This is a genomic window from Hoeflea sp. EC-HK425, assembly GCF_902498795.1.
In the GTDB taxonomy this organism is placed as follows: domain Bacteria; phylum Pseudomonadota; class Alphaproteobacteria; order Rhizobiales; family Rhizobiaceae; genus Hoeflea; species Hoeflea alexandrii.
Genome location: NZ_LR701572.1, coordinates 469,455 through 492,905 on the forward strand (window position 1 = coordinate 469,455; position 23,451 = coordinate 492,905).

Genomic DNA, 23,451 nt, shown 5'->3' on the forward strand with positions numbered 1-23,451 from the left:
GTCCCCGGATGCCCTTCAGAAGGATATGCCGTGAGACGACAATTTGGTGAAACCCGCTCGGTTGTCGGGCGGCGGCATGCGCTGATCTCGGCCGATAGCCACGAAGTCACGCCGATACCGGGCTGGCCGGGCGCGCGGATCGTGGTGGTGATCTCGCCGCATATGGGGGCGCGGTTCGTGCAGTTTTTCGCCGGCATGCCCGAAGGTGCCGCGGCGCAGGCGCCGGGGGAAGGCGTCGAGCGGTTCGTGTTCGTGCTCGAAGGGGCGGTCACGCTCACTCTCGGTGGTGAGGCGCACCGGCTCGAGGCGGAGGACTACGCGCTGGTTCCCGCCGGGACGGCACACCATATCGAAGCCGTGAGCGTTGCGCGGCTGATGGTGCTGGAAAAGATGTTCGTGCCGCTCGAAGGTGCTGCGCATCCGGACCTTGTCATCGGCTCGGTGGGAAAGCAGCCATCGAGGCCGATGTCGGAGGACGGCCTGCTTTCGGTGCGCAAGCTCATCCCGGTGGATGAGCGGTTTGACTGCGAGATCAACGTGATGGAGTTCCAGCCGGGCGGCAGCCTGGCTTACGTGGAGACGCATTTTGTCGAGCACGGCCTACTGATGCTCGATGGCGGCGGTGTCTACAGGCTCGATGACGACTGGTTTCCGGTGGCGGCGGGTGACGTGATCTGGATGGGTCCCTATTGCCCGCAATGGTTCGGGGCGCTGGGCGCCACGCCTGCGCGCTACCTGATCTACAAGAACTGGAACCGGGATCCGATGGCCGGTTGAGGCCGGGAACCGGTGACCGGTCGTGGATGGAAGATTGAACAGGCGAGGGTGGAAGCGAAATGAAGTACAAGCAGCTTGGCCGGACAGGCGTTCAGGTGTCGCAACTGTGCTTTGGCACGATGTCGTTCGGCGGAGATGCGGACGCCGGGGAATCGGGGCGGATGTTTGCCGCCTGCCTTGATGCCGGGATCAATTTCTTCGATTGCGCCAATGTCTATTCCGACGGGGCGGCCGAAACCATTCTCGGCAAGCTGATCAAGGGCAGCCGGGACGAGCTGGTGATCACGTCGAAATGCTTTGGCGCGATGGGGGGTGACATCAATGCCCGCGGCGCCAGCCGGCGCAACATCCTGCAGTCGGTGGAGGCAAGCCTGAAACGGCTTTGCACCGACCGGCTCGACGTGCTGTTCATGCATCACTGGGATGCCACGGTGCCGCTCGAGGAAACCTTGAGGGCGCTCGAGCAACTCGTGGCGGACGGCAAGGTGCTCTATCTCGGCGCCAGCAATTACGCGGCCTGGCAGATCGCCAGGGGGCTGGGGATTTCGGAAAAGCACGGCTGGCCGCGGTTTGATGTGCTGCAGCCGATGTATTCGCTGGTCAAGCGGCAGGCCGAGGTCGAGATCTTTCCGCTGGCAATGGCGGAGGAGCTTGGGGTGATCAGCTATTCGGCGGTGGCGGCAGGGCTGTTGAGCGGCAAGTACGGCAAGGGCCGGCGGCCCGACGTCGGGCGAGTCGTCAGCAACGACAAATATGCGACCCGCTACAGCGAGGCGTGGTTTGTCGACACGGCGGAGGCGTTCACCAGCCTGGCGGACGAGCTCGGCGTGCATCCGGTCTCGCTGGCGGTCGCCTGGGCCGGCGCGCATCCGGCGGTGACCAGCCCGATCTTCGGTGCGCGCACTGTGGAGCAGCTGCAGCCGTCGCTGGCCTCGGTCGAGGTCGAGATGACGCCGGAGCTGCATGCCCGGATCGCCGCGCTGTCACGGACGCCGCCGCCGGCAACCGACCGGCTGGAGGAACAGGTCGGGCGGTAGCTAGTTCAGGAAAGGCCCGCGCCGGAGAGCATCCGGCGCGGGCGCTTTCATCATGCAGCAGATCAGGGCCGGATCAGGACCTTGCCCGATTTGCCCGGGGTCAGCGAGGCCTTGACCGCGTCAGTGACGTTGTCGAGGCTGAACTCTCCGCCCGAGGGCAGCTTCATCTTGCCGTGGGCAGCGAGTGTGACCAGTTCGGTGATCAGGCGGACCTTTTCGTCGGCGGCCATCTCGCTTGAGACGCGGGAACCCCAGAAACCCTTGACGGTCAGGTGGTTGGTGATCATCGAGCCGGCGCGCAGTTCGAGCGGCTGGCCTGTGGCGGTGCCGAAGACCACCAGCAGGCCACCCACGCCGAGCAGGTCGGCGATGTCGGCGACGATCGGCCCGCCGACCGAATCAATGGCGGCCTGCGCGCCGTCCCTGCCGACGATCTCGCGGGCGCGCTTGCGCCAGCCGTCCTGATCGGTCGACAGCACGTTTTCCATGCCCAAGGCTTCGAGTTCGGCGACGGCCCCGGCGCGGCGGACCAGGTTGACGGTGCGGATGCCGCGGGCGCGGGCGAGATCGGCAAAGATCTTGCCAACGGCGCCGTTGGCGGCGGTCTGGATGACGGTGTCGCCTTCCTTCACGTCAAGGAATTCGAGCAGCGAGATGGCGCTGAACGGCATGGCGATCAGCTGCGCGCCGGCCTCGTCGGAAATCACGTCCGGCAGCGGCAGCACGCCGGCGGCGGAGGCGGTGAAATACTCGGCCCAGGAGCCGATCTTGCCGGCATTGACGACGCGCTTGCCGATCATGGCCGCATCGACGCCTTCGCCGACCGCCTCGATAATGCCGACCGCTTCGGAGCCGCCCAGCGCCGGCAGCTCGGGCTTGTAGCCATAGGTACCGCGGATGGTCCAGAGGTCGTGATTGTGGATCGGCGACAGGATCGTGCGGATCAGCACCTCGCCGGGTTTGGCCTCGGGACGGGGCACATCCTTGACGATCAGGACCTCGGCGGGATCGCCGAATTGCGTGTAGGTTGCAGCTTTCATGACAAATTCCTTTGGTTTGCCTGCTTCGTGCAGGATTTCGCGATGGAAAGAAGATGGGGCTTCAGGCGAAGAACCGGCGCCTGGTGTCGGCGAGCGCCTGTTCAAGCGGTTCGGGCCGCCGCGAGAGCTTCGCAATGATCGCGGCTCCCAGCCACTGGCTGTAGAGCAGGGCGGCGGCCGTCTCGGGGTCCGGTTGCGGGACGACCGAGCCGTCCCCGGCGCCCTGGCGCAACAGGATCGCAAGCCGGCCGCAGACGGCGGCGACGCCCTCGTCGAGGATCTTGCGCATGTTCTCCGACAGGTCGGCAATCTCGGCGGCAAGCTTGACCACCAGGCAGCGGTCGGCCATCGATCCGGCATCGCCTGCAAGTGCTGCGCTGAAGAAACTGTCGAGACGTTCGGCAGCGGGTTGCGGACGGGCGATGATGGCGTCGAGGGCTGCAAGGTAGTCCTCGACATAGGCGTGGAGCATGTCGCAGCCGAAGGCCTCCTTGGAGCCGAAGTAGTGGTAGAACGACCCCTTGGGCACGCCGGAGGCGGTGAGCAGCTCGGTCAGTCCGAGGCCGCCGAAACCCTGGGCGAGCACCAGGGCGCGGCCTTGCGAGAGGATGCGCGAGCGGGTCAGGTCTGATTTCTTCGGTGCGTTCATGATGGCGACATAGGCAAAAATAGACCGGTCGTCTAGTCACGATGGCGTGAGATTTCGAGGAACGGTTTTCGTGGTTGCAGGCTGTCGTCCGATCGGGCTGCCCGGGGGCCGATCTGTCCCGGCCAGCGCTTTGCCCGAGGGCCTGCTTGGTGAGGAGACGGTCAACGCTGCACCCGGTTTCGGCTTCGCTTGCCTCGCCAAGCACCGGTTCCGGTCGGTTCGACGCGCGGGCGCGCTGAGGTGAAAATCTGGGGGCGCTCGTTCCGCTGTTGAATGGTTGGCTGCCGTGCATGGGCCCCGAAAAAGTTTTCTCAAAAGCTCAACTTATTGCCTGGCGGTCGGTTGACAGGATTTCGGGGGCTGAATAAACATGATTGCAACTGTCATGTTTACATTTTCAAACCCAGGGAGGTTCCCAATGGCCATTTCGGCACCGCGCATGATCACGCTTCTTGCTTCCGTCGCAACCTTTGCAGCGTTCGCTGCACCGGCCCAGGCCGATGATGTCGTCAACATCTATTCGTCGCGTCACTATGACACCGACGAGCGGCTCTACAGCGATTTCACCGAAGCCACCGGCATCGAGATCAACCTGATCGAGGGCAAGGAAGACGAACTGATCGAGCGGATGAAGGCCGAGGGCGCCAACAGCCCGGCGGACGTGTTCATCACCGCCGATGCGGGCCGGTTGTGGCGCGCCGACGAGGCAGGCCTGTTCCAGGCGGTCGATTCCGAGGTGCTCAATGAGCGCATTCCCGACAGCCTGCGCCATCCCGACGGCCACTGGTTCGGCATTTCCAAGCGCGCCCGCGTCATCTTCTACGACAAGGACAAGGTGAGCGAGCCGCCGCAGACCTACGCGGCGCTGGCCGACCCGAAATACAAGGGCCTGGTCTGCACCCGCACCGGCTCCAACATCTACATGCTGTCGCTGATGGGCGCCTATATCGCGCACAATGGCGACGAGGCCGCGAAGACCTGGGCGCAGGGACTGAAGGACAATCTGGCGCGTGATCCGCAGGGCGGCGACACCGACCAGCTCAAGGGCATCGTCTCGGGCGAATGCGCCATTGCGGTCGCCAACACCTACTACTTTGCCCGTGGCGTCGCCGGCCAGGTCGACGGGCTGACCGAGGGCATTGACAAGATCGGCATCGTCTTCCCCGACCAGGGCGGCAACGGCACCCATGTCAACATTTCCGGCGCCGGCGTCGCTGCGAATGCGCCCAACCGCGACAACGCGGTCAAGCTGCTCGAATACTTCACCTCGGATTCGGCGCAGTCCTATTTCGCCAACGGCAACAACGAGTATCCGGTGGTGCCATCGGTGGCGGCCTCCTCGGTGGTCGAGGGCCTGGGCGAATTCACCGCCGACACGCTCAACCTCAACGAGCTCGGCAAGAACCAGGCCCGCGCCCAGGAAATCTACAACGAGGTCGGCTACAAGTAAGCCCGCCGCGTGACTCATACCGCCGGGGGATAAATGACCTCTCCCCCGGCATCAGGAAAGGCCCGGACATTTGGCGTCCGGGCCTTTTTGTTTTTGGGGGGATTGCTCGCGCCACCGGTGATGCAGGTCGAGCGATAGACAGATGCGATGGCACATCTGGCAAGTGGCTTGGCGTGTAATGCATTTGGCTGGAAGACACCTTCACTGTATCTGTGGACCACTGGAGGGACCTATGCAGCGATCATCCGACCATCCGACGGTACATGTGGGAAAAGTCTGGCGGCTGATGCTGGCCGATCTTGGCCTCAACGCCGTGGCTGTCTTGCGCCGTGCGGGCCTGCCAAGCGGGCTATTGGACGGTGATGGCAGCCGTATCACGCTGGATGAATTCTATGCACTTTGGGAAAGCTTTGACGCTGAGGCGCAATCACCGACACTGGCGCTGAAACTCGGTCAGATCGAGGCGAGCGAGTTCTTCGATCCTGCCTTCTTTGCGGCCATGTGCGCGCCCAATATGACCGTGGCGGGACAGCGGCTCGGCGAGTTCAAACGCCTTGTGGGAGCCTTCAGCCTTGATGTTGAGGTGATGTCCACTGCTACGCGGTTTACTTACCGATGCAAGTATCGCCCCGATTTGCCAACGACGCTTGCGGCAACCGAGATCGTTTTCCTCGTCAATTTGCTGCGTCGCGCTACACGTTGGCGCGTTGTACCGAAGGCTGTTTTCCTGCCATCGACACTCCAAGAGACCTCTGCCTTCGAAGACTGGTTTGGAAGCGGGATCTCCTATGGTGACGCTGCATCCTTCAGCCTCGATCCCATCGATGCCATGCGACCGTTCCTGACCCAGGACAATCAGATGTGGCAATCGTTCGAGCCCGGCTTGCGCCGCCGGATGGAGGATGCCCGCGAAGACCTGAGTACCCGTGCCCGGATCGAGAACACGCTTTTGGAACTGCTGCCGAGCGGGCGGACCCAGATCGACGATGTGGCCAGCGAACTCGCGGTCAGCCGCCGGTCCCTGCAACGGCGGTTGTCCGAAGAAGGGACAACCTGGTTGGATGTCCTCAATTCCGCGCGCATGAGACTGGCCCAGCATTACCTGAAGAACACAACACTGAGTGCGGCCGAGGTCAGGTTCCTGCTTGGCTTCGAGGACCCGAACTCGTTCTTCCGGGCGTTTCGGCGCTGGACCGATGCCACGCCGGAGGCATGGCGCGAGGCTCAGCGGATGCGTGCCTAAGACGTTGGCACGTATCGCAAGTGTTCTGGCGCGGCCTGCGAGTGACTGGTGAGACGGGAACACCCAAGTTGAGATCAACGCAACCGATCTCAGTGAGGAAACATGACCACGACTTTTGTTGTTCGCCGACATGCCCATGCCGACGTGGCCGGCAAGAGAGTCCTCTACATCGTCTCGAACCCCGCCACACTGATGGGGTTTCCGGTCGGTTTCTTCGCCGAGGAAATGACCGGCCCATTCTTTGACCTTATGCAGGCTGGCTGCACGGTCGACATCGTCTCGCCCAAAGGGGGAAAAGTTGAGTTTGACGGGTTCTCGGATCCTGAAAACGAGATGACGCAATACCCCAACGACCTGATCACGCTTGGATTCAAATACCACGCGAGCTTCAGCAAGCTGATGGAGAATACGCCTTCAATCGCAGATGTCGATGTCAGCCATTATGATGCGGTTTGCGTTGCAGGCGGTGGCGGTCCGCTGATCACTTTCAAGGACGACATGGCGCTCCACAAGCTGATCGCTGATTTCTACGAAAGCGGCAAGATCATCGGTATGATTTGCCACGGCACCTGCCTGATGCTCTGGACGACGCTCAGCGACGGCACGCTGATGGCGGACGGCAAGACTTGGACCGGCTATCCCGACAGTGAAGAGGAAATGATGAACGCGGCGCTTGGAACGACGGTGAACGAATTCACCATCGAGACCGAGGCAAAGAAGAACCCGAGCACCACCTTCGAGTCCGCCGCTCCTCTTGCACCTTTCGCAATCCGCGACGGGCAGATCATCACTGGCCAACAGCAGCACAGTACGCGGCTTTTCTCGGATCTGCTGATCGAGGCTTTGTCCGAATAGTCGGTCTAGGCTCCGCCATTATCGAAAATTCAAGGGAGTATTCAAATGACGAAGGTTTTCTTGACCGGTGCGTCCGGTTTTATAGCCAAACACATCCTGCGCGAATTGCTGGCACAAGGCTATCAGGTCCGCGCCTCGATCCGGTCCGACAAGCGCAAGGAGGAGTTGCAGGGCCTATTTCCAGACGCGTCACTGGAGTTTGCCACATTGGACCTGACCAAGGACGAAGGCTGGCAGGATGCGTTGCAAGGCTGTGATGTCTTGATGCACACGGCCTCGCCATTTCCGCTTACAGAGCCCAAAGATCCGCAAGACCTGATCCGCCCGGCGGTCGATGGCACGCTCCGCGCAATGCGCGCAGCAAAGGAGGCCGGCATAAAGCGGGTTATCCTCACATCCTCCTGCGCCGCGATCTACAAACAGGCGGGTAAGCCGAAGATGCAGCCCTCGGACGAGACCAACTGGACAAGTCCGGATGATCCGTCCGTCGGGGCCTATGAAGCGTCCAAGACACTTGCCGAAAAAGCGGCTTGGGACTTTGTCGATGAAAACCCGGATATCGCGCTGACCACCATCAACCCCGGTGCTGTCTTTGGACCGCCAATGGACGCGCGCTACGGATCGTCGCTTGAACTGGTCGAGCAGCTCATGACCGGCAAGGTTCCGATGGCCCCGCCGATGGACATGGTCGCGGTGGATGTAAGGGATGTGGCGCGGATGCATGTTGCGGCCATCGATCTGGAGGCCACCAAGGGCGAGCGTTTCGCCGCCGCGAGCGGGACGCATCGCTTGCTTGAACTTGGGCGGATGCTGAAGGCATGGGATTCCGCGCTCAAGACGCCGGGCCGTGAAGCTCCCGTCTGGCTGCTCTGGATCGTGGGGCTGTTTTCCAGGGACGTCCAAGGGGTTCTCGCGAATGTTGGTCGTACCCTCGCCGTCTCTGGTGCAAAGGCAGAGAAGACCTTCGGGTTCAAATTCATTCCGGTAAAGGACGCACTGGTCGCCTCGGCGAAAGCTGTCCAAACCTTCAAGCTGAAAGAGAAGTCCAAATGATCACTGCATATCTGTGGGGCACACCCAATGGCTACAAAGTAGCCATCGCACTTGAGGAAATGGGCCTCGACTATGAGATCAACTGGGTAAATATCGGGTCCGGCGAACAGCATGATCTGGAGTATCTGAAGATCTCGCCCAATGGAAAAATCCCCGCAATCGTTGACCACGAGACCGGGATCAGCCTGATGGAGTCGGGCGCGATTCTGCAATATCTGGCAGAAAGAACAGGCAGGTTCGGGGGCAATACCTTGCAAGAGCGCATGGCCGTGGCGCAATGGTTGCACTGGCAGATTGGCGGGCTGGGCCCGATGATGGGACAAGCCAACCATTTTCGCGGTCTGAAAGAAAAAGTCCCCTATGGCGAGACCCGCTACGGGAACGAAACCGCGCGCTTGTTTGGCGTTCTCGACCGACAGCTGGAAGGCTGCGACTATATCGCCGGTGAATATTCCATTGCCGATATGGCTGCTGTCGTCTGGGCGGGTATGGCCCCGATGATGGAAGATGAGCGCCTGACCAACTGCACCAATGTCATGGCGTGGATCAAACGCAACGTCGCCCGTCCGGCCACGGCCCGTGCAATCGCATTGTCGCCCGGCTGACGCACGAATGACTGATCTGATAACGCTGCGCAGCAGCGCCCACGTCCCGGTCTGCAAGCGGTTTTGCCGATTTTACCATTTCACTTGGGGGAGGCGAAGGACTGGAATGGGCTCATTCAGAACATTCTTTTCGTTCGGCACGAACGTCCACTCCGGGTCGAAAGCGTAAGGGTATCAGCTGCATTTCAATGACCACTGAAGTGCGCGGTATATCCACGGCGTGCTATATGTTTCAGACTCCATTCAAGCCGCCGGCACTCGCTCGCGCAGTGCCCCACTAATCCGCCTTTTTCGCCGTCGCCACCGGGGCTGTCGTCAGCTTGTAGTCCGCCATCTCCTGAGGCGTGAGGTAGTAAAGCCGGTCGGGCGGGGTTTCCAGGGCGTGGATCCAGAGGCCGTTGCCGATGCCCATCTCGTCGAGATGGCGGGCGATGCGCGCGGTCGTGCTCTGGGCGCCGGACATGGCCTGCTCGGGAGAGGGCTGATCCTGGCTGCCATTGAAGACCTGATGGACGCCGAGAATGGCGTCCTGTTCCGCCTCGCGCGCGACGCCGCCGGCAAAGACCAGCGGGCAGGAGGAGGCGCAGAGCGCCTTCGTCGCCACTTTGGTGTTCAGGCCCTTTTCGCGGATCAGCGCCGACATCGCCAGCGCATCGGCGACAGAGCCGCCGGGCGAATTCAGGGTCACCTCTTTCACATACTCGCCGCGCGCCGCGATCTCCTCGGCGAAGCGGCCGGCGGCGCCGGGATCGATCGAGCCTTCCGCCTTGAGCTGGCCCCCGGGCAGGAGTTCGAAGCGCATCGGCTGGCGCAGGATTTCGGGCGAACTCGCCGGGTCCACCGGTGCTGTTTGCGGAACGCCATCCGTGAGCGCGGGGGGAAGCACCGGCGCGCCTGTCGTCATCGGATCATGGCCGGGAAAGGCCGCACTTGCCTGGGTCATTTCCCTGAGATCGACGAATAGAAAGGCGCCTGCCGCCGCCAGAAGCGTGAAGAATGCGCCACGCATCAGCAGACCGTCGTCAGCGGTAAGAAAGGCTCTCTTCAAGCGCTGGGCAAGTGAGGAGGGTTTCACGCGGGCGGTCCCTTGCGGGGTGCTTTCGCCGCCGTGTCGAGGCTGGTGATGTTGGAATCCGTATGCGCGCGCTCGTCCTCGTTTTCCGTTGCCTGCAATGCCTCCTCAATGCCGATCCCCTGCCGGCCGAGCGCGCGCTGGACTTCCATGGCCTCGAGAAGTTCCGCCGCGGTGATCCGCTGCGCGAAGGGGAGCCGCTCCTCCTGCCGCCGGATCGCTCCGTGAACGACTGCCAGGATGAAGACGAGCACGGCAGGCAGCAGGTCGATGGAGATGGCGCCGGCCCAGGCCGGAATGAAGTCGGCGGCATAACGCAGAACGGCTTCCGCGGACGACAGCGGCACGAAGCGGCGCTCGGCCACCGGCTCACGCGCCAGAATGTCATCGGCGGCCTGCGAAAGCACCTGCGACTGGGCGGCCACCGAAGCGCGGATGGTCTGCATCACCTGGTCCTGGCGATTGGCAAGATCGGCAGCACGGCCATCGGCCACGGGCGCAATGAAACCGAGCGACAGGTCTTCGGCCGCACGCTTGACCGAGGGCGCGATCGAGGTCTGTTCGAGCGAGGTGATGACGCCGGAAAGGGCGACGACCTCGGCGGAGAAGTCGTCGCTGCGCGGTGCGATGGCGCCGGGCGCCGACACAAGCGTGCGCATGGTCGCAAGATGGCTCCGCCCCTCATCGAAGAGGGTTGTGACCCGCTCACGCGAGGCAAGGACGCCAGCCTCGAGTTCGCTCAATTGCGAGGACATCTGCGACAGAAGCTGGACGACGCTGCCGGACCCTGTGGTTCCGGTCAACGCCCCGTTCTCGCGTTCGTCCTCGGCAAGCCTTGAAAAGCGCTCCGATGTCCGCTGGATGTCGGGCAGCAGGCTTTGCGCGGCCAGCGCGTTCTGATGCGCCTGGTCGAGGTCGGCAGTATAATCCTGCACCGTTTCTGCCAGATGCTGTTCGAGCGCCGCGGAGCCGGCAAGGGCTGCCGCGTTGAGCCAGCTCGACATGGCGATGATCATGGCGCAGCCGAGTGCCATTACCCCCATCATGGCGCCGCGTGAAGACGCTCCGATGACATGCGGATAGAAGCGCGCCATGTAGGACCAGAATGCATAGATCGCCACCGAGACCGAAGCCGAGTAGATGATGGCGGCGAAGAACACGGCTGTCGGAGAACCGTCGAGCAGGCTGCGGACACCCAAATAGGTGTAGACGCCTGAGGCAAGAGCCAGGACAGCAAGCGCAAAGCGCGTCATGGTTTCGACAGCGAGGACGCCGTCCTGCAAGCGATGCGATGCGGCGAGCGCCATGAAGACCTCCGTCAGGAAAGAGTTGTTAACAAGCCCTTAAGAAGGGGGCAAAATGAAGGCTGTCGCAAGGCTTCTTTGCTCTGTGCACCGCTTCACTCCTGTCGCGCTGCCGCCGCGCGCGTCGTTCTCTTCGGTCTTGTTCGCCTGCTCTTCCCCATGCCGGAGCGTGGCGGATGCCGTCTGCACAGCCGTAAATCCCCGGTGTCTCCGGCCCGTGGATTTCCCCGCAGGGCCCACCACCTCAGCCGGGGCTGTGTGAAACGATCGGGGGTACACAAAAACTTCGCAAACCTGTCATCGAGCGTTCACGCAACAATGGTTCCTGCTCGCTCATGCAGACCAGTCCTTCGCAAATCCAGATCGAGAATGTGTCGCGGCTTTTTGGCCAGACGGCGGCGCTTGATGATGTTTCGGTTTCGCTTGCTGCGGGCGACTTTTCCGTGCTGCTGGGGCCGTCGGGCTGCGGGAAATCGACGCTTCTCAGGCTGATTGCCGGGCTTGACCGGCAGACCGGCGGAGCAATCCGCATCGGCGGCGAGGATGTCGGTGACAGGCCGCCGAGCATGCGCGACCTGTCGATGGTGTTCCAGTCCTACGCGCTGTTTCCGCATCTGTCGGTCTCCGAGAACATTCTCTTCGGGCTCAAGGTCCGCAAGGTCTCGAAAGCGGAGCGGCTGGCGCGGCTCGACCTGGTGGCTGCGATGATGGGGCTCACGCCCCTGCTGGCGCGCAAGCCGTCGGAGCTGTCGGGCGGTCAGCAGCAGCGCGTCGCACTCGCCCGAGCGGTGATCAGCGAGCGGCCGATCTGCCTGATGGACGAGCCTTTGTCCAATCTTGACGCCAAGCTGCGTGCCGACATGCGCGTCGAGCTCCGGGCGATCCAGCAGAAACTCGGGCTGACGGTGGTCTATGTCACCCATGACCAGATCGAGGCGATGACGATGGCCGACAAGATCATCGTCATGAATGCCGGCCGGATCGAGCAGGTTGGCACGCCGGAAGAGGTCTATGCGCGACCGGCGACGATTTTCACCGCGGGCTTCATCGGAACGCCGCCGATGAACCTGTTTCCGGGCCGGCTGTTCGCAGGGCAGGACGGTCTGCCGCAAGGGGCGGGCGATGCCCAGCTGATCGGTCTGCGGCCCGAAGACATTCACATCGCCGAAAGCGGTCCGGAGGCGGATACGCGCGGCATCGAGTATCTCGGCGCCGACCGGCTTGTCTCCGCCCGGCTGGGCGACACGGATTTCATCATGCGCGCGCCTGCCAGTGCTCCGCCGCCGCCGGCGCGGTTCGCGTTTGGCTGGGCTCAAGGGCGTGAAAGCATCTTCGATGCGGCCACCGGCGCCCGTCTCACACAGTTCGACCATCCCACCGCTTCCAACCCCAAGAAGGACCTGACCCATGAAACTGCTTAATGTATTTCTGGCGACTTCGGCGCTGACGATGTTTGCCTCCCAGGCAAATGCCGTCGATCTCGAATTCTATTTCCCGGTCGCCGTCGGCGGCGCCGCTGCCGGCACGATCCAGTCGCTGACCGAAGACTATATGGCGGCCAATCCCGGCGTGAAGATCGACGCGATCTACACCGGCTCCTATGCCGACACCACCACCAAGGCGATCACCGCCGTGCGCGGCGGCAACGCGCCGCAGCTGATCATATCGCTGTCGACCGACATGTACACCTTCATCGACGAAGACATGATCGTCGCCTGGGACAATTACGTCACCGCCGACGAGCAGAAGGACTGGATCGGCGGCTTCTACCCGGCGTTCATGGCCAACAGCCAGACCGAAGGCAAGACCTGGGGCATCCCGTTCCAGCGCTCGACGCCGGTGCTCTACTGGAACAAGGAAGCCTTCGCGGCCGCCGGTCTCGATCCGGAAAAGGGTCCGGCCAACTGGGCGGAGATGGTCGAGATGGGCAAGAAGCTGACCGTCAAGGATGCGAGCGGCAACGTCACGCAGTGGGGCGTGCACATTCGTTCGTCGGGCTTCCCGTCCTGGCTCTGGACCGGCATCGTCGCCGGCAATGGCGGCCTGCTGGCCGATGACACCGGCAAGAACGTCACCTTCAATTCGGACGCCGCCGTGGGCGCGCTCGAATCGCTGGTCAAGCTGTCGGCGACCGACGGCGTGATGGCGCCGGGCATCCTCGACTGGGGCGGCACGCCGAAGGCCTTCTTCGAAGGCCAGGCCGCGATGATCTGGACCACCACGGGCAACCTGACCAACGTGCGCACCAATGCCCCGTTCGATTTCGGCGTCGGTTTCCTGCCGGGCCTGACACAGAACGGCGCGCCGACCGGCGGCGGCAACTTCTACCTGCTCAAGGGCTCGACCGACGAGGAGCTGCAGGCAGCCGCCGACTTCGTCAAGTGGGCGACCGCGCCTGAACAGGCCGCCAAGTGGACGATCGCGACCGGTTACGTCGCGCCGCGCCCGGATGTCTGGGAAACCGAGACGATGAAGGACTACGTCAAGGGCTTCCCGCAGGCACTCGTTGCCCGCGACCAGCTCGACTACGCGGTCGCCGAACTGTCGACCTTCGAGGGACCGAAGGTGACGCAGCTTCTCAACTCGGCGCTGGAATCGGCGATCACCGGCCAGAAGCCGGCCAAGGAAGCGCTTGACGGCGCCCAGGCCGAGGCGGACGCCATCCTGTCGGCCTACCGCTAATCTCAACTCCGGCGGGGCGCGCCATCTGCGCCCCGCCATTTTCCTATCCGAGAACCCGCAGATGAACAGCCGCAACTGGATCCATGCCTGGCTCATGCTGCTGCCTGCGTTCGTGTTCCTGATCGCATTCACGCATCTGCCCGCCGTCACCACCCTCATCGACAGCTTCTTCACCACCGCCAAGGGGCGGCGCCCGGCCGTGTTCACCGGACTGGGCAATTATCAGAAGATGCTCGAGGATCCGATCTTCGTGAAGGCGATGGTCAATTCGGCGATCTATGCTTTGATCACCATTCCGGCCTCGATCGCGCTGTCGCTGGCCATGGCGCTTCTGGTGCACCGCTCGTTTCGCGGCGTCAGCCTGATCAGGATGGCGTTCTTCACGCCGACCGTGCTGCCGCTGATCGCGGTCGCCAATATCTGGCTGTTCTTCTACGCGCCGGGCTTCGGGCTGATCGACCAGATTAGGCTCTTTTTCGGACTGCCGTCGGCCAATTATGTCGGCCAGCCCGACACTGCGCTTTATGCGGTGGCCGCCGTTACGATCTGGAAGGAGGCGGGGTTCTTCATGATCTTCTTCCTCGCCGCGCTGCAGACGATCCCGCAGTCGCTGCGCGAGGCGGCGGCGATCGAGGGCTGCAGCCGGTGGACCTTCTTCCGCAGGGTGACGCTGCCGCTGATCATGCCGACGACGCTGTTTGTCTCGGTCAACGCGGTGATCAACGCCTTCCGCCTGGTCGACCATGTCTTCGTCATGACCAAGGGCGGGCCGGACAGCGCGACGATGCTGCTTCTCTACTACATCTTCGAGACTGGCTTCAGGTTCTGGGACACGGCCTATGCCGCCGCGCTGACGGTGGTGCTGATTGCCATCCTGTCGGTGGTGGGCATCGGGCAGTTCTTCCTGGCTGACAGACGGGTGCACTACAAATGATCGGCGAGACCACATTCGACCGCATGCTGATCCGTGGCGGCGGCGCGCTCTTAGCGCTGATCTGGATCGCGCCGCTGGCTTATGCGGTCTGGGCCGCGTTCCATCCACCCGCCTTCGAGGCGCGGTTCGAGCTGATGGCGCCGCTGACGCTCGACAATTTCGCCTCCGCATGGTCGCAGGCGCCGTTTGCGCGCTATTTCCTCAACACCATCGTGCTGGTGACGATGATCCTGAGCGCGCAGCTGGTGCTGTGCACGCTGGCGGCCTTCGCCTTCGCCCGGCTCGAGTTTCCGGGCAAGACGTTCCTGTTCACGCTGATCCTGATGCAGCTCCTGGTGATGCCCGACATCCTGCTGGTGGAAAACTACAAGACCATGCGGGCGCTGGGCCTGGTCGACACGATCATCGCCATAGGCTTGCCCTATTTCGCCTCGGGCTTTGCGATCTTCCTGTTGCGGCAGACCTTCATGACCATTCCGAAGGAACTCGACGAGGCGGCGCGAGTGGAAGGCTGTTCGCTTCTGGGGCTGTTGTGGCGGGTCTACGTGCCGCTCGGCAAGCCGGCGATGCTCGCCTTCGGGCTGGTCTCGGTGAGCCACCACTGGAACAATTTCCTCTGGCCGCTGATCATCACCAATTCCGTCGAAACCCGGCCGCTGACCGTTGGCCTGTCGATCTTCGCCACCACCGACAGCGGTACCGAATGGGCGGTGATCAACGCCGCGACGCTGATGACCTCCGCGCCGCTTCTGCTTGGCTTCCTGCTGTTTCAACGCCAGTTCGTGCAGAGCTTCATGCGCGCCGGCATCAAATAAGGATTTTCTGATGACCCTTTCCACCTTTGGCGCGGCTGTGAAATTCGACAGCTATCAATCCCTGCGAAACTGGATCTGCGAGGCCGACCGGCCGATCGAGATCCAGGATTTCGTCTTCCCGGAGGTGATCGCCGGCGATTGCTCGGATCTGGTCGGCAAGTACCAGAACGCGCTTGAGCCGCACCGGGGCGAGCGTGGCATCCATGGCCCGTTCTTCGGCCTCGATCTGTCCAACCCCGACCGGGCGATCCGGGCCGTCATCCAGGAGCGCTTCCTCAAGGGGCTGGAGATCGCGGAAAGCCTTTCGGCGACGCACATGGTGATCCACAGCCCGTTCACCTACTGGCACCTGCTCAACCACCGGAACTATCCCGATGTCCTGGGGCTGATGTTTTCGGCTGCCGCCGACTGCCTTGAGCCGGTGCTCAAGCGCGCCGCCGAGACCGGCTGCACGCTGATGCTGGAAAACATCGACGATACCGATCCGGCGACACGCGTCGAGCTGGTGCGGCAGATCGATCACCCCAACCTGAAGATCTCGATCGACACCGGCCATGCGGATCTCGCGCATGGGCGCTACCAGGCGCCGCCGGTCAATGACTTCATCGCTGCCGCCGCCGGTCATCTGGGCCATGTCCACCTGCAGGATGTCGACGGCTATGCCGACCGCCACTGGCATCCGGGCGAGGGCCGGATCAGCTGGCAGCCGCTGCTCGACGCGCTCGAGGGGCTCGAGGAGACGCCGCGGCTGATCCTCGAAGTGCGGCATCACCCCGAACGGCTTCCCGCCACCGTGCGCTGGCTCGAAGGGCTTGGCCGGTCCGACTAACCGGTCTTTTGGCAACATGCCGGCCGACTTGCCGTGGCGCGGCAGGCGGCTGGGCCGCGGCCCCGCCAGAAAACCGTTGCCTTCAATCATCTGTGAGCTTCGGCGAGAGGGTGTGGATGCGGTCCCGGTCACCGCGCCGGGGCCTGCCGGTTTAGGCTTGACATATCGTTTAGTAATAAACTATATTTCGTTTAACACTAAATGATATGGAGCCCAACATGACCAGCAGACGGAAATTCATGACGATTCTTGGCGGCGGTGTGATCCTGGCTGCAGGCGGGATCGGCGCCTGGGCCACGAGCCGCGACCCGGCGGGCGCGCGCAAGCCGTGGGAGGCAGCGAAAGCGCTGGATGCGGGCGCGAAAGGCGATCCGCGCGTCTTTGCGCTGGCCCATGCCATCCTTGCCCCCAATCCACACAATCGTCAGCCCTGGGTGGCGGAGCTTTCGACGCCCGGCGAGATCAAGCTCTATTTCGACACCGCGCGGCGGCTGCCCGAAACCGATCCCTATGACCGGCAGCTGACGATCGGGCTTGGCTGCTTTGTCGAGCTGCTTTCCATGGCGGCTGCGGAAACCGGCCACCGCGCCGAGGTGAGCCTGTTTCCTGAGGGCGAGCCGCAGCCGATGCTCGACGGGCGTCCGGTGGCGCATATCCGCCTTGTCGCCGACAGCGGCGTTGCGCGCGATCCGCTGTTTGCGCAGGTCTTCGCGCGTCATACCAACCGCGAAGCCTATGACACCGCCAGGCCGGTTTCCGCCCAGGCGCTTGACACTATTGCCGCGGCGGCGCGTACCGCGCGGATTGCCCATGCAACCGGCGGGAAAGAGGTGGCCACGCTGCGGGCGCTTTCCTGGGAGGCGATGGAGATCGAGTTGCGCACCTACCGGACGATGAAGGAGAGCGTCGACCTGATGCGCATCGGCAAGGCCGAGATCGAGGCCAATCCCGACGGAATCAGTCTCGGCGGCCCGCTGAACGAGGGGCTCGACCTGCTCGGCCTTATGGACAGGCAGGCCATGCTCGACCCGAACACGATGGTGTTTACCGAAGGAATGAAGGCGCAGAAGGTGCAGTTCGACACCGCGATGGGTTTTCTCTGGCTGGCGACGCCGGGCAACAGCCGCGCCGACCAGATTGCCGCGGGACGCGACTATCTTCGCATGCATCTCGCCGTCACCGAAGCGGGACTGGCGCTGCAGCCGTTCAGCCAGGCCTTGCAGGAATATGACGAGATGGCCGGCAAATATGTGGAGATGCGCACGGCGCTTGAAATAGGCGACAATGAAACGCTGCAAATGTTGGTGCGTCTGGGCTATGGTCCCGGGATCAGGCCGGCGCCGCGCTGGCCACTCGAAACCCGGATCAGGAGTGCATGAGCGCAGGTCCCAAAGACATGGAAGCCCTTTTCGGCTTCTTCAACGAGATCGGTATCATCTCGCAGCTCTCCGGTCACGCCTTCGAGAAGGCGATGCCGGAGGGCATGACGCTGGCGCAATTTTCGGTGCTCAATCATCTTTGCCGGCTGGGTGATGGCTGGACGCCGCACCGGATCGCCCGCGCCATGCAGGTGACGAAAGGTGCGATGACCGGGACACTGAAGCATCTCGAGGGCAAGGGCCTTGTCGTGGTCTCCCCCGATCCGAGCGACGGCCGGGCCAAGCGGGTCGCCATCACCGACCAGGGGCGGGCCATGCGCGATGCCTGTATCGGAGCGATAGCGCCGATGATGCAGGAGTTCGTGCAGGAATTTCCGGCAACGCACATCGCCGGTGCGTTGCCAGTGCTGGCCGCGGTGCGCGCCTGGCTCGATGGACGGCGGAACTGAACCTGCAATGATCCGCGGCAATGGCGTGGCCCGGGCCAATGCCTGTTCGGTCCGGTCTTGCGTCCGGTTGACCGAGAAGCGGATTATTGCGTCGTCCGGTCATCATTGAGAAAGGGCAGCGGGATCGAGAACCCGGTCTTGACCCGGTCCATCACCACGCTGGTGCGGAACTTCATGATGTTTTCCTCGGCGAAGAAATAGCGGCGGGTGAAGGCATCGTAATCGGCCATGTCGCTGGCCGACAGGATCAGCAGGAAATCGCTGGCCCCGGTGATGTAGTAGCACTGCATCACCTCGGGTGCTGCCTTCATCTTTTCACGGAAGCGGTCGAGATCGGCGGGCCGTTCGGAGGTCAGCGCCACCTCGACAATGACAATCAGACCGCGGCCGAGCCTGGCCGGGTTGAGGACCGCAATGTCGGCGTCGATATAGCCCTCGGTGCGCAACCTCGCCAGGCGCTTGCGGCAGCTGTCAGGCGACAGATGCACGAGCTTCGACAGCGCCTCGGCGGTGAGGCGGTTGTTGGTCTGGATGGCATCGAGAATGGCTGCGTCAAATCTGTCCATGCCCGATACTTGCCGGAAACCGGCTTCTGCGCCAGCGAAAATGGGGCATCTGTTCCGGAAATCCGCACGGCAAGGCGATGGTGATCTGAAAACCGGACCATATGGTGTGAAGATTTCCGGGAAACGGCACGTCATCCGCAGCTATCCTTGAGACACGATAACCAAGGGAAGGCGGATATGACCAAGGCACTTGAGAACAGATATCGCGGTACCGGCATGCCGGACCTTCCGCCGATGCAGGGGGTCGATGCGCAGGCCGTTGCGGCCTTGCTGGCGCAGTGTCCGAAACATCAGCCCACCCCCTTGCTGGATTGCCCGGAGCTGGCAAGGGCGGCCGGTGTTGCACGGCTGACAATCAAGGACGAGCGGGAACGGATGGGGCTTGGCAGCTTCAAGGCGCTGGGTGCGGCCTACGCCATTGCCCGCGAGGCGGCCGCGATGGGTGGCGATCTGCGAACGGCTCTCTCCGGCCGCACCTACGTGACGGCCAGCGCCGGCAATCACGGCATGTCGGTGGCGGCCGGCGCCCGGGTCTTCGGTGCCGGGGCAGTGGTGTATCTGTCCGAGGCGGTGCCGGCAGCCTTCGCCAGGCGGCTGGAGGCAATGGGCGCGCAGGTGGTGCGGGCCGGGGCCGACTATGAGGCCAGCATGCAGGCAGCCTCCCGCGCCGCGGACGCCCACGGCTGGACACTGTTGTCGGATGGTTCCTGGCCCGGTTATGTCGAATTGCCCTACAGGGTCATGGAAGGTTACAGGCAGATGGCAACGGAAATCGAGGCGCAGATGGAGGACATTCCGAGCCACGTGCTGTTGCAGGCAGGGGTCGGCGGACTGGCGGCAGCGGTGGCCGGGCAATTGCGGCTTGCCTGGGGCGATGCGCCCGAGATGATCGTGGTTGAGCCTGATGCCGCTCCGGCGCTGATCGAGAGCATTCGCGCAGGCAGGGTGGTGGTCACCGAAGGGCCGGACTCGGCCATGGGGCGGCTTGATTGCAAGACGCCGTCGATGCTGGCGCTTGCCGATCTTGCCCGGGACGCCGATCTTTTCGTCACCCTGAGCGAAGCCGAGGCAGCGGCGGGAACCGCGGCGGTGGTCGAGGCCGGGCTTGCCTCGACGCCGTCGGGCGCTGCGGGCATTGCCGCGCTGCTGGCCGGGATTGACGGCATCGGACCGGGGGCGCATGTCTTGTGCATTCTCAGCGAGGGGCCGGAAGATGCGTGAAAAATCGCTGGTCTTTCCCGCGGCCGAGTTCCGCGCCCGCATTACCGCGCTGCAGCGGGAAATGGCACGCCATGATCTCGATGCCCTGCTTCTGACCACGCCTGCGGATGTGTTCTACACGACAGGGTTTCTCACCCGGTTCTGGGAAAGCCCGGCGCGGCCGTGGTTCGTTGCCGTGCCTGCTCAGGGCGATCCTGTCGCGGTGATCCCCTCGATCGGCACCGAACTGATGGGCCGCTGCTGGATTTCGGACGTAAGGACATGGAATGCGCCCGATCCTGTCGATGACGGGGTGAGCCTTCTGGCTGACACGCTCACAGGCCTGGTGCCGGCCTCGGGCCGGATCGGCATTCCGATGGGGCTCGAAAGCCATCTGCGCATGCCGGTTGCCGATTTCCTGCGGCTGCAGGACATGATCGCGCCGTGCCGGATCATCGATGGCACTGCGGCCGTCTACCGGGTGCGGGAAATCAAGTCCGAAGCGGAAATCGCAAAGATCCGCGCCAGTTGCGCCGTGGCCGATGCCGCTTTCGACCGGGTTCCGGAGTTTGCCGGCCAGGGGGTGCCTCTCGCCCGGGTGTTTCGCGATTTCCAGGTGGCGCTTTTGCAGGAGGGGGCGGACTGGGTGAGCTATGTCGCGGGCGGCGCCGGGCCGGGTGGCTATGGCGACGTCATTTCGCCTGCCGATGAACGCCCGTTGCAGACTGGCGATGTCCTGATGCTCGACACGGGTGCGGTGCGCGACGGGTACTTCTGTGACTTCGACCGGAATTTCTCCATCGGCCGCGCCACAGATGATGTGCGCCGTGCCCATGCGGCTCTCTTTGCCGCTACCGATGCCGCGCTCGCCAGCCTGCGGCCGGGCATGCTCGCACGTGACCTGCACCGGATTGTGAGCGAGGCGCTTGCGCGGCAGGGCACCAAGACGGGAGGCGGCAGGCTGGGCCACGGCCTGGGGCTGACGCTGACGGAGTGGCCCTCGGTGACGCCGCTCGATGCGACCGAATTGCGCGAGGGCATGGTGCTGACGCTGGAACCGGGTGTGGAAATCGCGCCTGGGCGAATACTGGTGCACGAGGAAAACATCGTGCTGCGCGCCGACGGACCGGAGCTGCTGTCGTGCCGCGCGCCCGCCGAGATGCCGGAGATTTTGGGATGAAACAGGCGGGCTTCGATCTCACCGGACCGATCGGGACAAAGGCGACGCTGGGGCTGGTCGTGCTGCAGGCCGATGAGACGCTGGAGCAGGATTTCCGCCGGCTGTTTTCTGACCCGGATGTGGCGATCTACACCAGCCGGATCCCCTCGGGCGAGGAATTGTCGACTGATTCGATTGCGGCGATGGAAGCCGAACTGCCGCGCAGCGCCGGGCTGTTTCCGCGGGGCGCGCGCTTCGACGCGGTTGCTTATGCATGCACATCGGGCACGACGCTGATCGGAGCGGAGGCCGTGGCGGAAATGCTGAGGCGCGGTGTGGAGACACCGATGGTCACCGACCCGCTGACGGCGGCATTCGCGGCGCTGCGGGCGCTCGACGTGACCAGGCTGGGGCTGGTGACGCCTTACGTGGAAAGTGTCGCGGGGCCGGTGCGCGATGCCTTCATCGCGGCAGGCTTCGCGGTCGGGGAGGTGCTGACCTTCGGCGAGGAAGTCGAGGCGCGCGTGGCCCGGATTGCGCCCCGATCGATCGAGGCTGCGGCACGGGATGCGGCCGGGGGCGCGGACGCGGTGTTTCTCTCCTGCACCAATCTGAGGACGCTCGGGAGCATCGATGCGCTGGAAGCCGAACTGGGCATTCCGGTTCTCAGCAGCAACCAGGTGCTGGCCTGGCACATGGCCGAGGCGACAGGAGCGCCGGTGGCCGGGGATGCGCCGGGGCGGCTGTTCAGTGCGGGCAAGAGCGCATAGGCGGGTACCGGTGGATCATCCAAGCGACGGCTGGACCGAGCCCGTCTTTGCCTTGGCCGAAGGTTGAAAGGACGCCTGCTTCCAACTAGGTTGTTCTTGGACGCCCTCAACAGCGGGCGCTGCGTTTGCCGAGCCTCGCAGCATCAAGCGCCTGGTCGACACTCCACTGTCGGCGATCTGCGGGTCATGTCGCGCCAACTCCCGAGGCATCTTGCCCATCAGCAAAGCCCGAGGGCTTTCGTTGCCGGCTGGACCGACCAACGACCCACTCAACGAGCCCAAAGGCGATCGTTGCCCGGAGCGCCCGCGCCTCCCTAACACTTCCTTGCAAAGGAGTATCGACCATGGACGCCGGACTGATAGCCATCATTATGCTGCTGCCCTTCGCCCTCTTGTTCCTGTATTCGGGCATCCACGAATACCAGCGCTACAAATCCGAGGGCCGGGCGAGATACGGACTTGTGTACGATGAAGAGAGCGGTACGACCCACGTGACCGCTATTGCCGAGGATGCGGAGGGATACGATCCCGATGAGTTTGACCCCGGAGACCACAACGGGCGGGAAACAAGCGACGAGACCGCCGACGACAGGGCATAGAGCGCGGGAATCCCGATCAGACCAACAATTGTTCCGGTGAATTCATTGTGCTTTGAGTTCCCGGTGTCGTGACGCAACAGGGCTGCGGAGCGCCCAATTGAGGCTGCCGAAGAGGCCTGACGGCAGGGAATACCTGGTCCAGGCTAGCCATCGTGCTCAGGGTCAGGGAGGCCTTCATACATTGCGCCAAGGCGTTACCCTGCTCGCATCTGTCGGATCCCGAGCACCGTTAGGGTCGCGCCGACATGCCGTCGCCGGTCAAGATCATTCTCGAACAGACCACGGGCGCACCGGACGACGCCGAGAAAATGCGCAAGCTCGACCACAGCCTGGACGGAGACTGCCGGAAGTTGCTGTACCGGGCGCAAACCACTTGCTGCATCAGACTATTGGCTTGAGTACGTTCGGTTTCGGGTCCCGGAACCGGGAACAGGCGACGCACTGTCCGTGCGACAATCCCGCACCTTTGCAATGGGAAACTGATCTGCGAGTTTGACCGCGGAGGGTTTATGTCAAGGTCCAGAATTCCCGCATGGCAGCTGACGGTCGGCATGATTGGCCTTTTTGCGCTGATCATGGCCGGGTTTGCTCACAAGCCTGTGGACCTTGCAGATTCTCAGGATGCCGATCTTGCCGGATATGTGTTGCCGGACGGCACGCTTCCGGTTCTTTGCCTGACTGGCGACAATGACAGCGGCAGCGGCCAACGGGCCCATCAGGACGCCTGTGATTTCTGCCGCCTTGCCAGTTCGGTGGTTCTTCCCGCACCAGATCATTTCGACCGGGCTGCCCGCATCGGGATTTCGCAACCGCTGCTTCCAGAGCAAGCCGATCCGCTGCTTGCCGGGAAGGCTGATCTGCTGCCGCCGGTGCGCGGCCCGCCTTCGATTGCTGCATGACCCGTGAGTGCGCGGCTTGATGGCCGGGCATCTCATCAGACGGAAGCCGTGGGTGCATGGAAAGGCGCCTGCGTTACTTCACGAC

The 23,451-nt window shown here is 63.4% G+C and carries 24 protein-coding genes; 19 read left to right on the forward strand and 5 right to left on the reverse strand.

Annotated elements, in window-relative coordinates; genetic code table 11:
• Positions 1–30: 30 nt before the first annotated feature.
• Positions 31–777, forward strand: coding sequence for a (S)-ureidoglycine aminohydrolase (allE, locus tag SPHINGO391_RS05135; protein WP_152007820.1), 747 nt, complete (start codon positions 31–33; stop codon positions 775–777).
• Between the two features lie 59 nt (positions 778–836).
• The gene (locus SPHINGO391_RS05140) at positions 837–1,814 is read left to right on the forward strand and encodes an aldo/keto reductase (RefSeq protein WP_152007821.1); all 978 of its coding nucleotides are present in this window, start codon (positions 837–839) and stop codon (positions 1,812–1,814) included.
• A 62-nt stretch (positions 1,815–1,876) separates the two neighbouring features.
• Here SPHINGO391_RS05140 and SPHINGO391_RS05145 read toward each other — a convergent pair whose 3' ends face one another.
• Complete coding sequence (locus SPHINGO391_RS05145) at positions 1,877–2,854, reverse strand: zinc-binding dehydrogenase (RefSeq protein ID WP_152007822.1); 978 nt, start codon at positions 2,852–2,854, stop codon at positions 1,877–1,879.
• Between the two features lie 61 nt (positions 2,855–2,915).
• Positions 2,916–3,503, reverse strand: a complete 588-nt coding sequence (locus SPHINGO391_RS05150; RefSeq protein WP_152007823.1) for a TetR/AcrR family transcriptional regulator — start codon at positions 3,501–3,503, stop codon at positions 2,916–2,918.
• A 418-nt stretch (positions 3,504–3,921) separates the two neighbouring features.
• On the opposite strand from SPHINGO391_RS05150, the gene SPHINGO391_RS05155 reads away from it, so the two are divergent.
• The 5 genes from SPHINGO391_RS05155 to SPHINGO391_RS05175 all read left to right on the forward strand — a co-directional run bounded on the left by SPHINGO391_RS05155 (position 3,922) and on the right by SPHINGO391_RS05175 (position 8,709).
• Positions 3,922–4,953, forward strand: a complete 1,032-nt coding sequence (locus tag SPHINGO391_RS05155) for a Fe(3+) ABC transporter substrate-binding protein (protein WP_152007824.1) — start codon at positions 3,922–3,924, stop codon at positions 4,951–4,953.
• A gap of 286 nt (positions 4,954–5,239) precedes the next feature.
• The gene (locus SPHINGO391_RS05160; RefSeq protein WP_193217196.1) at positions 5,240–6,196 is read left to right on the forward strand and encodes an AraC family transcriptional regulator; all 957 of its coding nucleotides are present in this window, start codon (positions 5,240–5,242) and stop codon (positions 6,194–6,196) included.
• Positions 6,197–6,298: 102 nt separating this feature from the next.
• Entirely contained in the window at positions 6,299–7,051 is a 753-nt protein-coding gene (locus tag SPHINGO391_RS05165) for a type 1 glutamine amidotransferase domain-containing protein (protein WP_152007826.1), read from the forward strand.
• A 60-nt stretch (positions 7,052–7,111) separates the two neighbouring features.
• Entirely contained in the window at positions 7,112–8,104 is a 993-nt protein-coding gene (locus tag SPHINGO391_RS05170; protein ID WP_193217197.1) for an aldehyde reductase, read from the forward strand.
• Positions 8,101–8,709 (forward strand): glutathione S-transferase N-terminal domain-containing protein, encoded by a 609-nt coding sequence (locus SPHINGO391_RS05175; protein ID WP_152007828.1) that lies wholly within the window; start codon positions 8,101–8,103, stop codon positions 8,707–8,709. Before SPHINGO391_RS05170 ends, SPHINGO391_RS05175 begins: the two co-directional genes overlap by 4 nt.
• A 277-nt stretch (positions 8,710–8,986) precedes the next feature.
• Here SPHINGO391_RS05175 and SPHINGO391_RS05180 read toward each other — a convergent pair whose 3' ends face one another.
• Both SPHINGO391_RS05180 and SPHINGO391_RS05185 read right to left on the reverse strand, forming a co-directional pair.
• The gene (locus tag SPHINGO391_RS05180) at positions 8,987–9,718 is read right to left on the reverse strand and encodes a hypothetical protein (RefSeq protein WP_152011434.1); all 732 of its coding nucleotides are present in this window, start codon (positions 9,716–9,718) and stop codon (positions 8,987–8,989) included.
• A gap of 62 nt (positions 9,719–9,780) precedes the next feature.
• A complete protein-coding gene (locus tag SPHINGO391_RS05185) occupies positions 9,781–11,088 on the reverse strand; it encodes a hypothetical protein (RefSeq protein WP_152007829.1) in 1,308 nt (435 codons plus the stop codon).
• 332 nt (positions 11,089–11,420) lie between these two features.
• Between SPHINGO391_RS05185 and SPHINGO391_RS05190 the strand changes: the two genes are divergently transcribed.
• The 7 genes from SPHINGO391_RS05190 to SPHINGO391_RS05220 all read left to right on the forward strand — a co-directional run bounded on the left by SPHINGO391_RS05190 (position 11,421) and on the right by SPHINGO391_RS05220 (position 18,173).
• The gene (locus SPHINGO391_RS05190) at positions 11,421–12,506 is read left to right on the forward strand and encodes an ABC transporter ATP-binding protein (protein ID WP_152007830.1); all 1,086 of its coding nucleotides are present in this window, start codon (positions 11,421–11,423) and stop codon (positions 12,504–12,506) included.
• Positions 12,493–13,767 (forward strand): ABC transporter substrate-binding protein, encoded by a 1,275-nt coding sequence (locus SPHINGO391_RS05195; RefSeq protein ID WP_152007831.1) that lies wholly within the window; start codon positions 12,493–12,495, stop codon positions 13,765–13,767. The genes SPHINGO391_RS05190 and SPHINGO391_RS05195 overlap by 14 nt, the downstream gene beginning before the upstream one ends.
• Positions 13,768–13,828: 61 nt before the next feature.
• Positions 13,829–14,701 carry a sugar ABC transporter permease gene (locus tag SPHINGO391_RS05200; RefSeq protein ID WP_152007832.1) on the forward strand — a complete coding sequence of 291 codons (873 nt, stop codon included), beginning with the start codon at positions 13,829–13,831 and terminating at the stop codon, positions 14,699–14,701.
• Entirely contained in the window at positions 14,698–15,516 is an 819-nt protein-coding gene (locus SPHINGO391_RS05205; protein WP_152007833.1) for a carbohydrate ABC transporter permease, read from the forward strand. The genes SPHINGO391_RS05200 and SPHINGO391_RS05205 overlap by 4 nt, the downstream gene beginning before the upstream one ends.
• Positions 15,517–15,526: 10 nt before the next feature.
• Complete coding sequence (locus SPHINGO391_RS05210) at positions 15,527–16,345, forward strand: sugar phosphate isomerase/epimerase family protein (RefSeq protein WP_152007834.1); 819 nt, start codon at positions 15,527–15,529, stop codon at positions 16,343–16,345.
• A gap of 218 nt (positions 16,346–16,563) precedes the next feature.
• Positions 16,564–17,724, forward strand: coding sequence for a twin-arginine translocation pathway signal protein (locus SPHINGO391_RS05215; RefSeq protein ID WP_152007835.1), 1,161 nt, complete (start codon positions 16,564–16,566; stop codon positions 17,722–17,724).
• Positions 17,721–18,173, forward strand: coding sequence for a MarR family transcriptional regulator (locus tag SPHINGO391_RS05220; protein ID WP_152007836.1), 453 nt, complete (start codon positions 17,721–17,723; stop codon positions 18,171–18,173). Before SPHINGO391_RS05215 ends, SPHINGO391_RS05220 begins: the two co-directional genes overlap by 4 nt.
• An 83-nt stretch (positions 18,174–18,256) precedes the next feature.
• On the opposite strand, the gene SPHINGO391_RS05225 is transcribed toward SPHINGO391_RS05220, so the two are convergent.
• Positions 18,257–18,739, reverse strand: a complete 483-nt coding sequence (locus SPHINGO391_RS05225) for an Lrp/AsnC family transcriptional regulator (RefSeq protein ID WP_152007837.1) — start codon at positions 18,737–18,739, stop codon at positions 18,257–18,259.
• Positions 18,740–18,916: 177 nt separating this feature from the next.
• On the opposite strand from SPHINGO391_RS05225, the gene SPHINGO391_RS05230 reads away from it, so the two are divergent.
• From SPHINGO391_RS05230 to SPHINGO391_RS05250, 5 genes are all read left to right on the forward strand, one after another.
• A complete protein-coding gene (locus SPHINGO391_RS05230; RefSeq protein WP_152007838.1) occupies positions 18,917–19,960 on the forward strand; it encodes a pyridoxal-phosphate dependent enzyme in 1,044 nt (347 codons plus the stop codon).
• Positions 19,953–21,119: a Xaa-Pro peptidase family protein gene (locus tag SPHINGO391_RS05235; protein WP_152007839.1), complete on the forward strand. Its 1,167-nt coding sequence runs from the start codon at positions 19,953–19,955 to the stop codon at positions 21,117–21,119. Before SPHINGO391_RS05230 ends, SPHINGO391_RS05235 begins: the two co-directional genes overlap by 8 nt.
• Positions 21,116–21,868, forward strand: a complete 753-nt coding sequence (locus SPHINGO391_RS05240) for an aspartate/glutamate racemase family protein (RefSeq protein WP_152007840.1) — start codon at positions 21,116–21,118, stop codon at positions 21,866–21,868. Before SPHINGO391_RS05235 ends, SPHINGO391_RS05240 begins: the two co-directional genes overlap by 4 nt.
• A gap of 344 nt (positions 21,869–22,212) precedes the next feature.
• Complete coding sequence (locus tag SPHINGO391_RS05245) at positions 22,213–22,467, forward strand: hypothetical protein (RefSeq protein WP_152007841.1); 255 nt, start codon at positions 22,213–22,215, stop codon at positions 22,465–22,467.
• A 509-nt stretch (positions 22,468–22,976) separates the two neighbouring features.
• A complete protein-coding gene (locus SPHINGO391_RS05250; protein ID WP_152007842.1) occupies positions 22,977–23,366 on the forward strand; it encodes a hypothetical protein in 390 nt (129 codons plus the stop codon).
• The last annotated feature ends 85 nt before the right edge of the window (positions 23,367–23,451 follow it).

Excerpts from the sequence above, each read along its gene's own strand:
- SPHINGO391_RS05140 (WP_152007821.1), top strand. The coding sequence starts at position 837 with ATGAAGTACAAGCAGCTTGGCCGGACAGGCGTTCAGGTGTCGCAACTG.
- SPHINGO391_RS05145 (WP_152007822.1), bottom strand. The coding sequence starts at position 2,854 with ATGAAAGCTGCAACCTACACGCAATTCGGCGATCCCGCCGAGGTCCTG.
- SPHINGO391_RS05150 (WP_152007823.1), bottom strand. The coding sequence starts at position 3,503 with ATGAACGCACCGAAGAAATCAGACCTGACCCGCTCGCGCATCCTCTCG.
- SPHINGO391_RS05155 (WP_152007824.1), top strand. The coding sequence starts at position 3,922 with ATGGCCATTTCGGCACCGCGCATGATCACGCTTCTTGCTTCCGTCGCA.
- SPHINGO391_RS05160 (WP_193217196.1), top strand. The coding sequence starts at position 5,240 with ATGCTGGCCGATCTTGGCCTCAACGCCGTGGCTGTCTTGCGCCGTGCG.
- SPHINGO391_RS05165 (WP_152007826.1), top strand. The coding sequence starts at position 6,299 with ATGACCACGACTTTTGTTGTTCGCCGACATGCCCATGCCGACGTGGCC.
- SPHINGO391_RS05175 (WP_152007828.1), top strand. The coding sequence starts at position 8,101 with ATGATCACTGCATATCTGTGGGGCACACCCAATGGCTACAAAGTAGCC.
- SPHINGO391_RS05180 (WP_152011434.1), bottom strand. The coding sequence starts at position 9,718 with ATGCGTGGCGCATTCTTCACGCTTCTGGCGGCGGCAGGCGCCTTTCTA.
- SPHINGO391_RS05185 (WP_152007829.1), bottom strand. The coding sequence starts at position 11,088 with ATGGCGCTCGCCGCATCGCATCGCTTGCAGGACGGCGTCCTCGCTGTC.
- SPHINGO391_RS05190 (WP_152007830.1), top strand. The coding sequence starts at position 11,421 with ATGCAGACCAGTCCTTCGCAAATCCAGATCGAGAATGTGTCGCGGCTT.
- SPHINGO391_RS05195 (WP_152007831.1), top strand. The coding sequence starts at position 12,493 with ATGAAACTGCTTAATGTATTTCTGGCGACTTCGGCGCTGACGATGTTT.
- SPHINGO391_RS05200 (WP_152007832.1), top strand. The coding sequence starts at position 13,829 with ATGAACAGCCGCAACTGGATCCATGCCTGGCTCATGCTGCTGCCTGCG.
- SPHINGO391_RS05205 (WP_152007833.1), top strand. The coding sequence starts at position 14,698 with ATGATCGGCGAGACCACATTCGACCGCATGCTGATCCGTGGCGGCGGC.
- SPHINGO391_RS05210 (WP_152007834.1), top strand. The coding sequence starts at position 15,527 with ATGACCCTTTCCACCTTTGGCGCGGCTGTGAAATTCGACAGCTATCAA.
- SPHINGO391_RS05215 (WP_152007835.1), top strand. The coding sequence starts at position 16,564 with ATGACCAGCAGACGGAAATTCATGACGATTCTTGGCGGCGGTGTGATC.
- SPHINGO391_RS05220 (WP_152007836.1), top strand. The coding sequence starts at position 17,721 with ATGAGCGCAGGTCCCAAAGACATGGAAGCCCTTTTCGGCTTCTTCAAC.
- SPHINGO391_RS05225 (WP_152007837.1), bottom strand. The coding sequence starts at position 18,739 with ATGGACAGATTTGACGCAGCCATTCTCGATGCCATCCAGACCAACAAC.
- SPHINGO391_RS05230 (WP_152007838.1), top strand. The coding sequence starts at position 18,917 with ATGACCAAGGCACTTGAGAACAGATATCGCGGTACCGGCATGCCGGAC.
- SPHINGO391_RS05235 (WP_152007839.1), top strand. The coding sequence starts at position 19,953 with ATGCGTGAAAAATCGCTGGTCTTTCCCGCGGCCGAGTTCCGCGCCCGC.
- SPHINGO391_RS05240 (WP_152007840.1), top strand. The coding sequence starts at position 21,116 with ATGAAACAGGCGGGCTTCGATCTCACCGGACCGATCGGGACAAAGGCG.
- SPHINGO391_RS05245 (WP_152007841.1), top strand. The coding sequence starts at position 22,213 with ATGGACGCCGGACTGATAGCCATCATTATGCTGCTGCCCTTCGCCCTC.
- SPHINGO391_RS05250 (WP_152007842.1), top strand. The coding sequence starts at position 22,977 with ATGTCAAGGTCCAGAATTCCCGCATGGCAGCTGACGGTCGGCATGATT.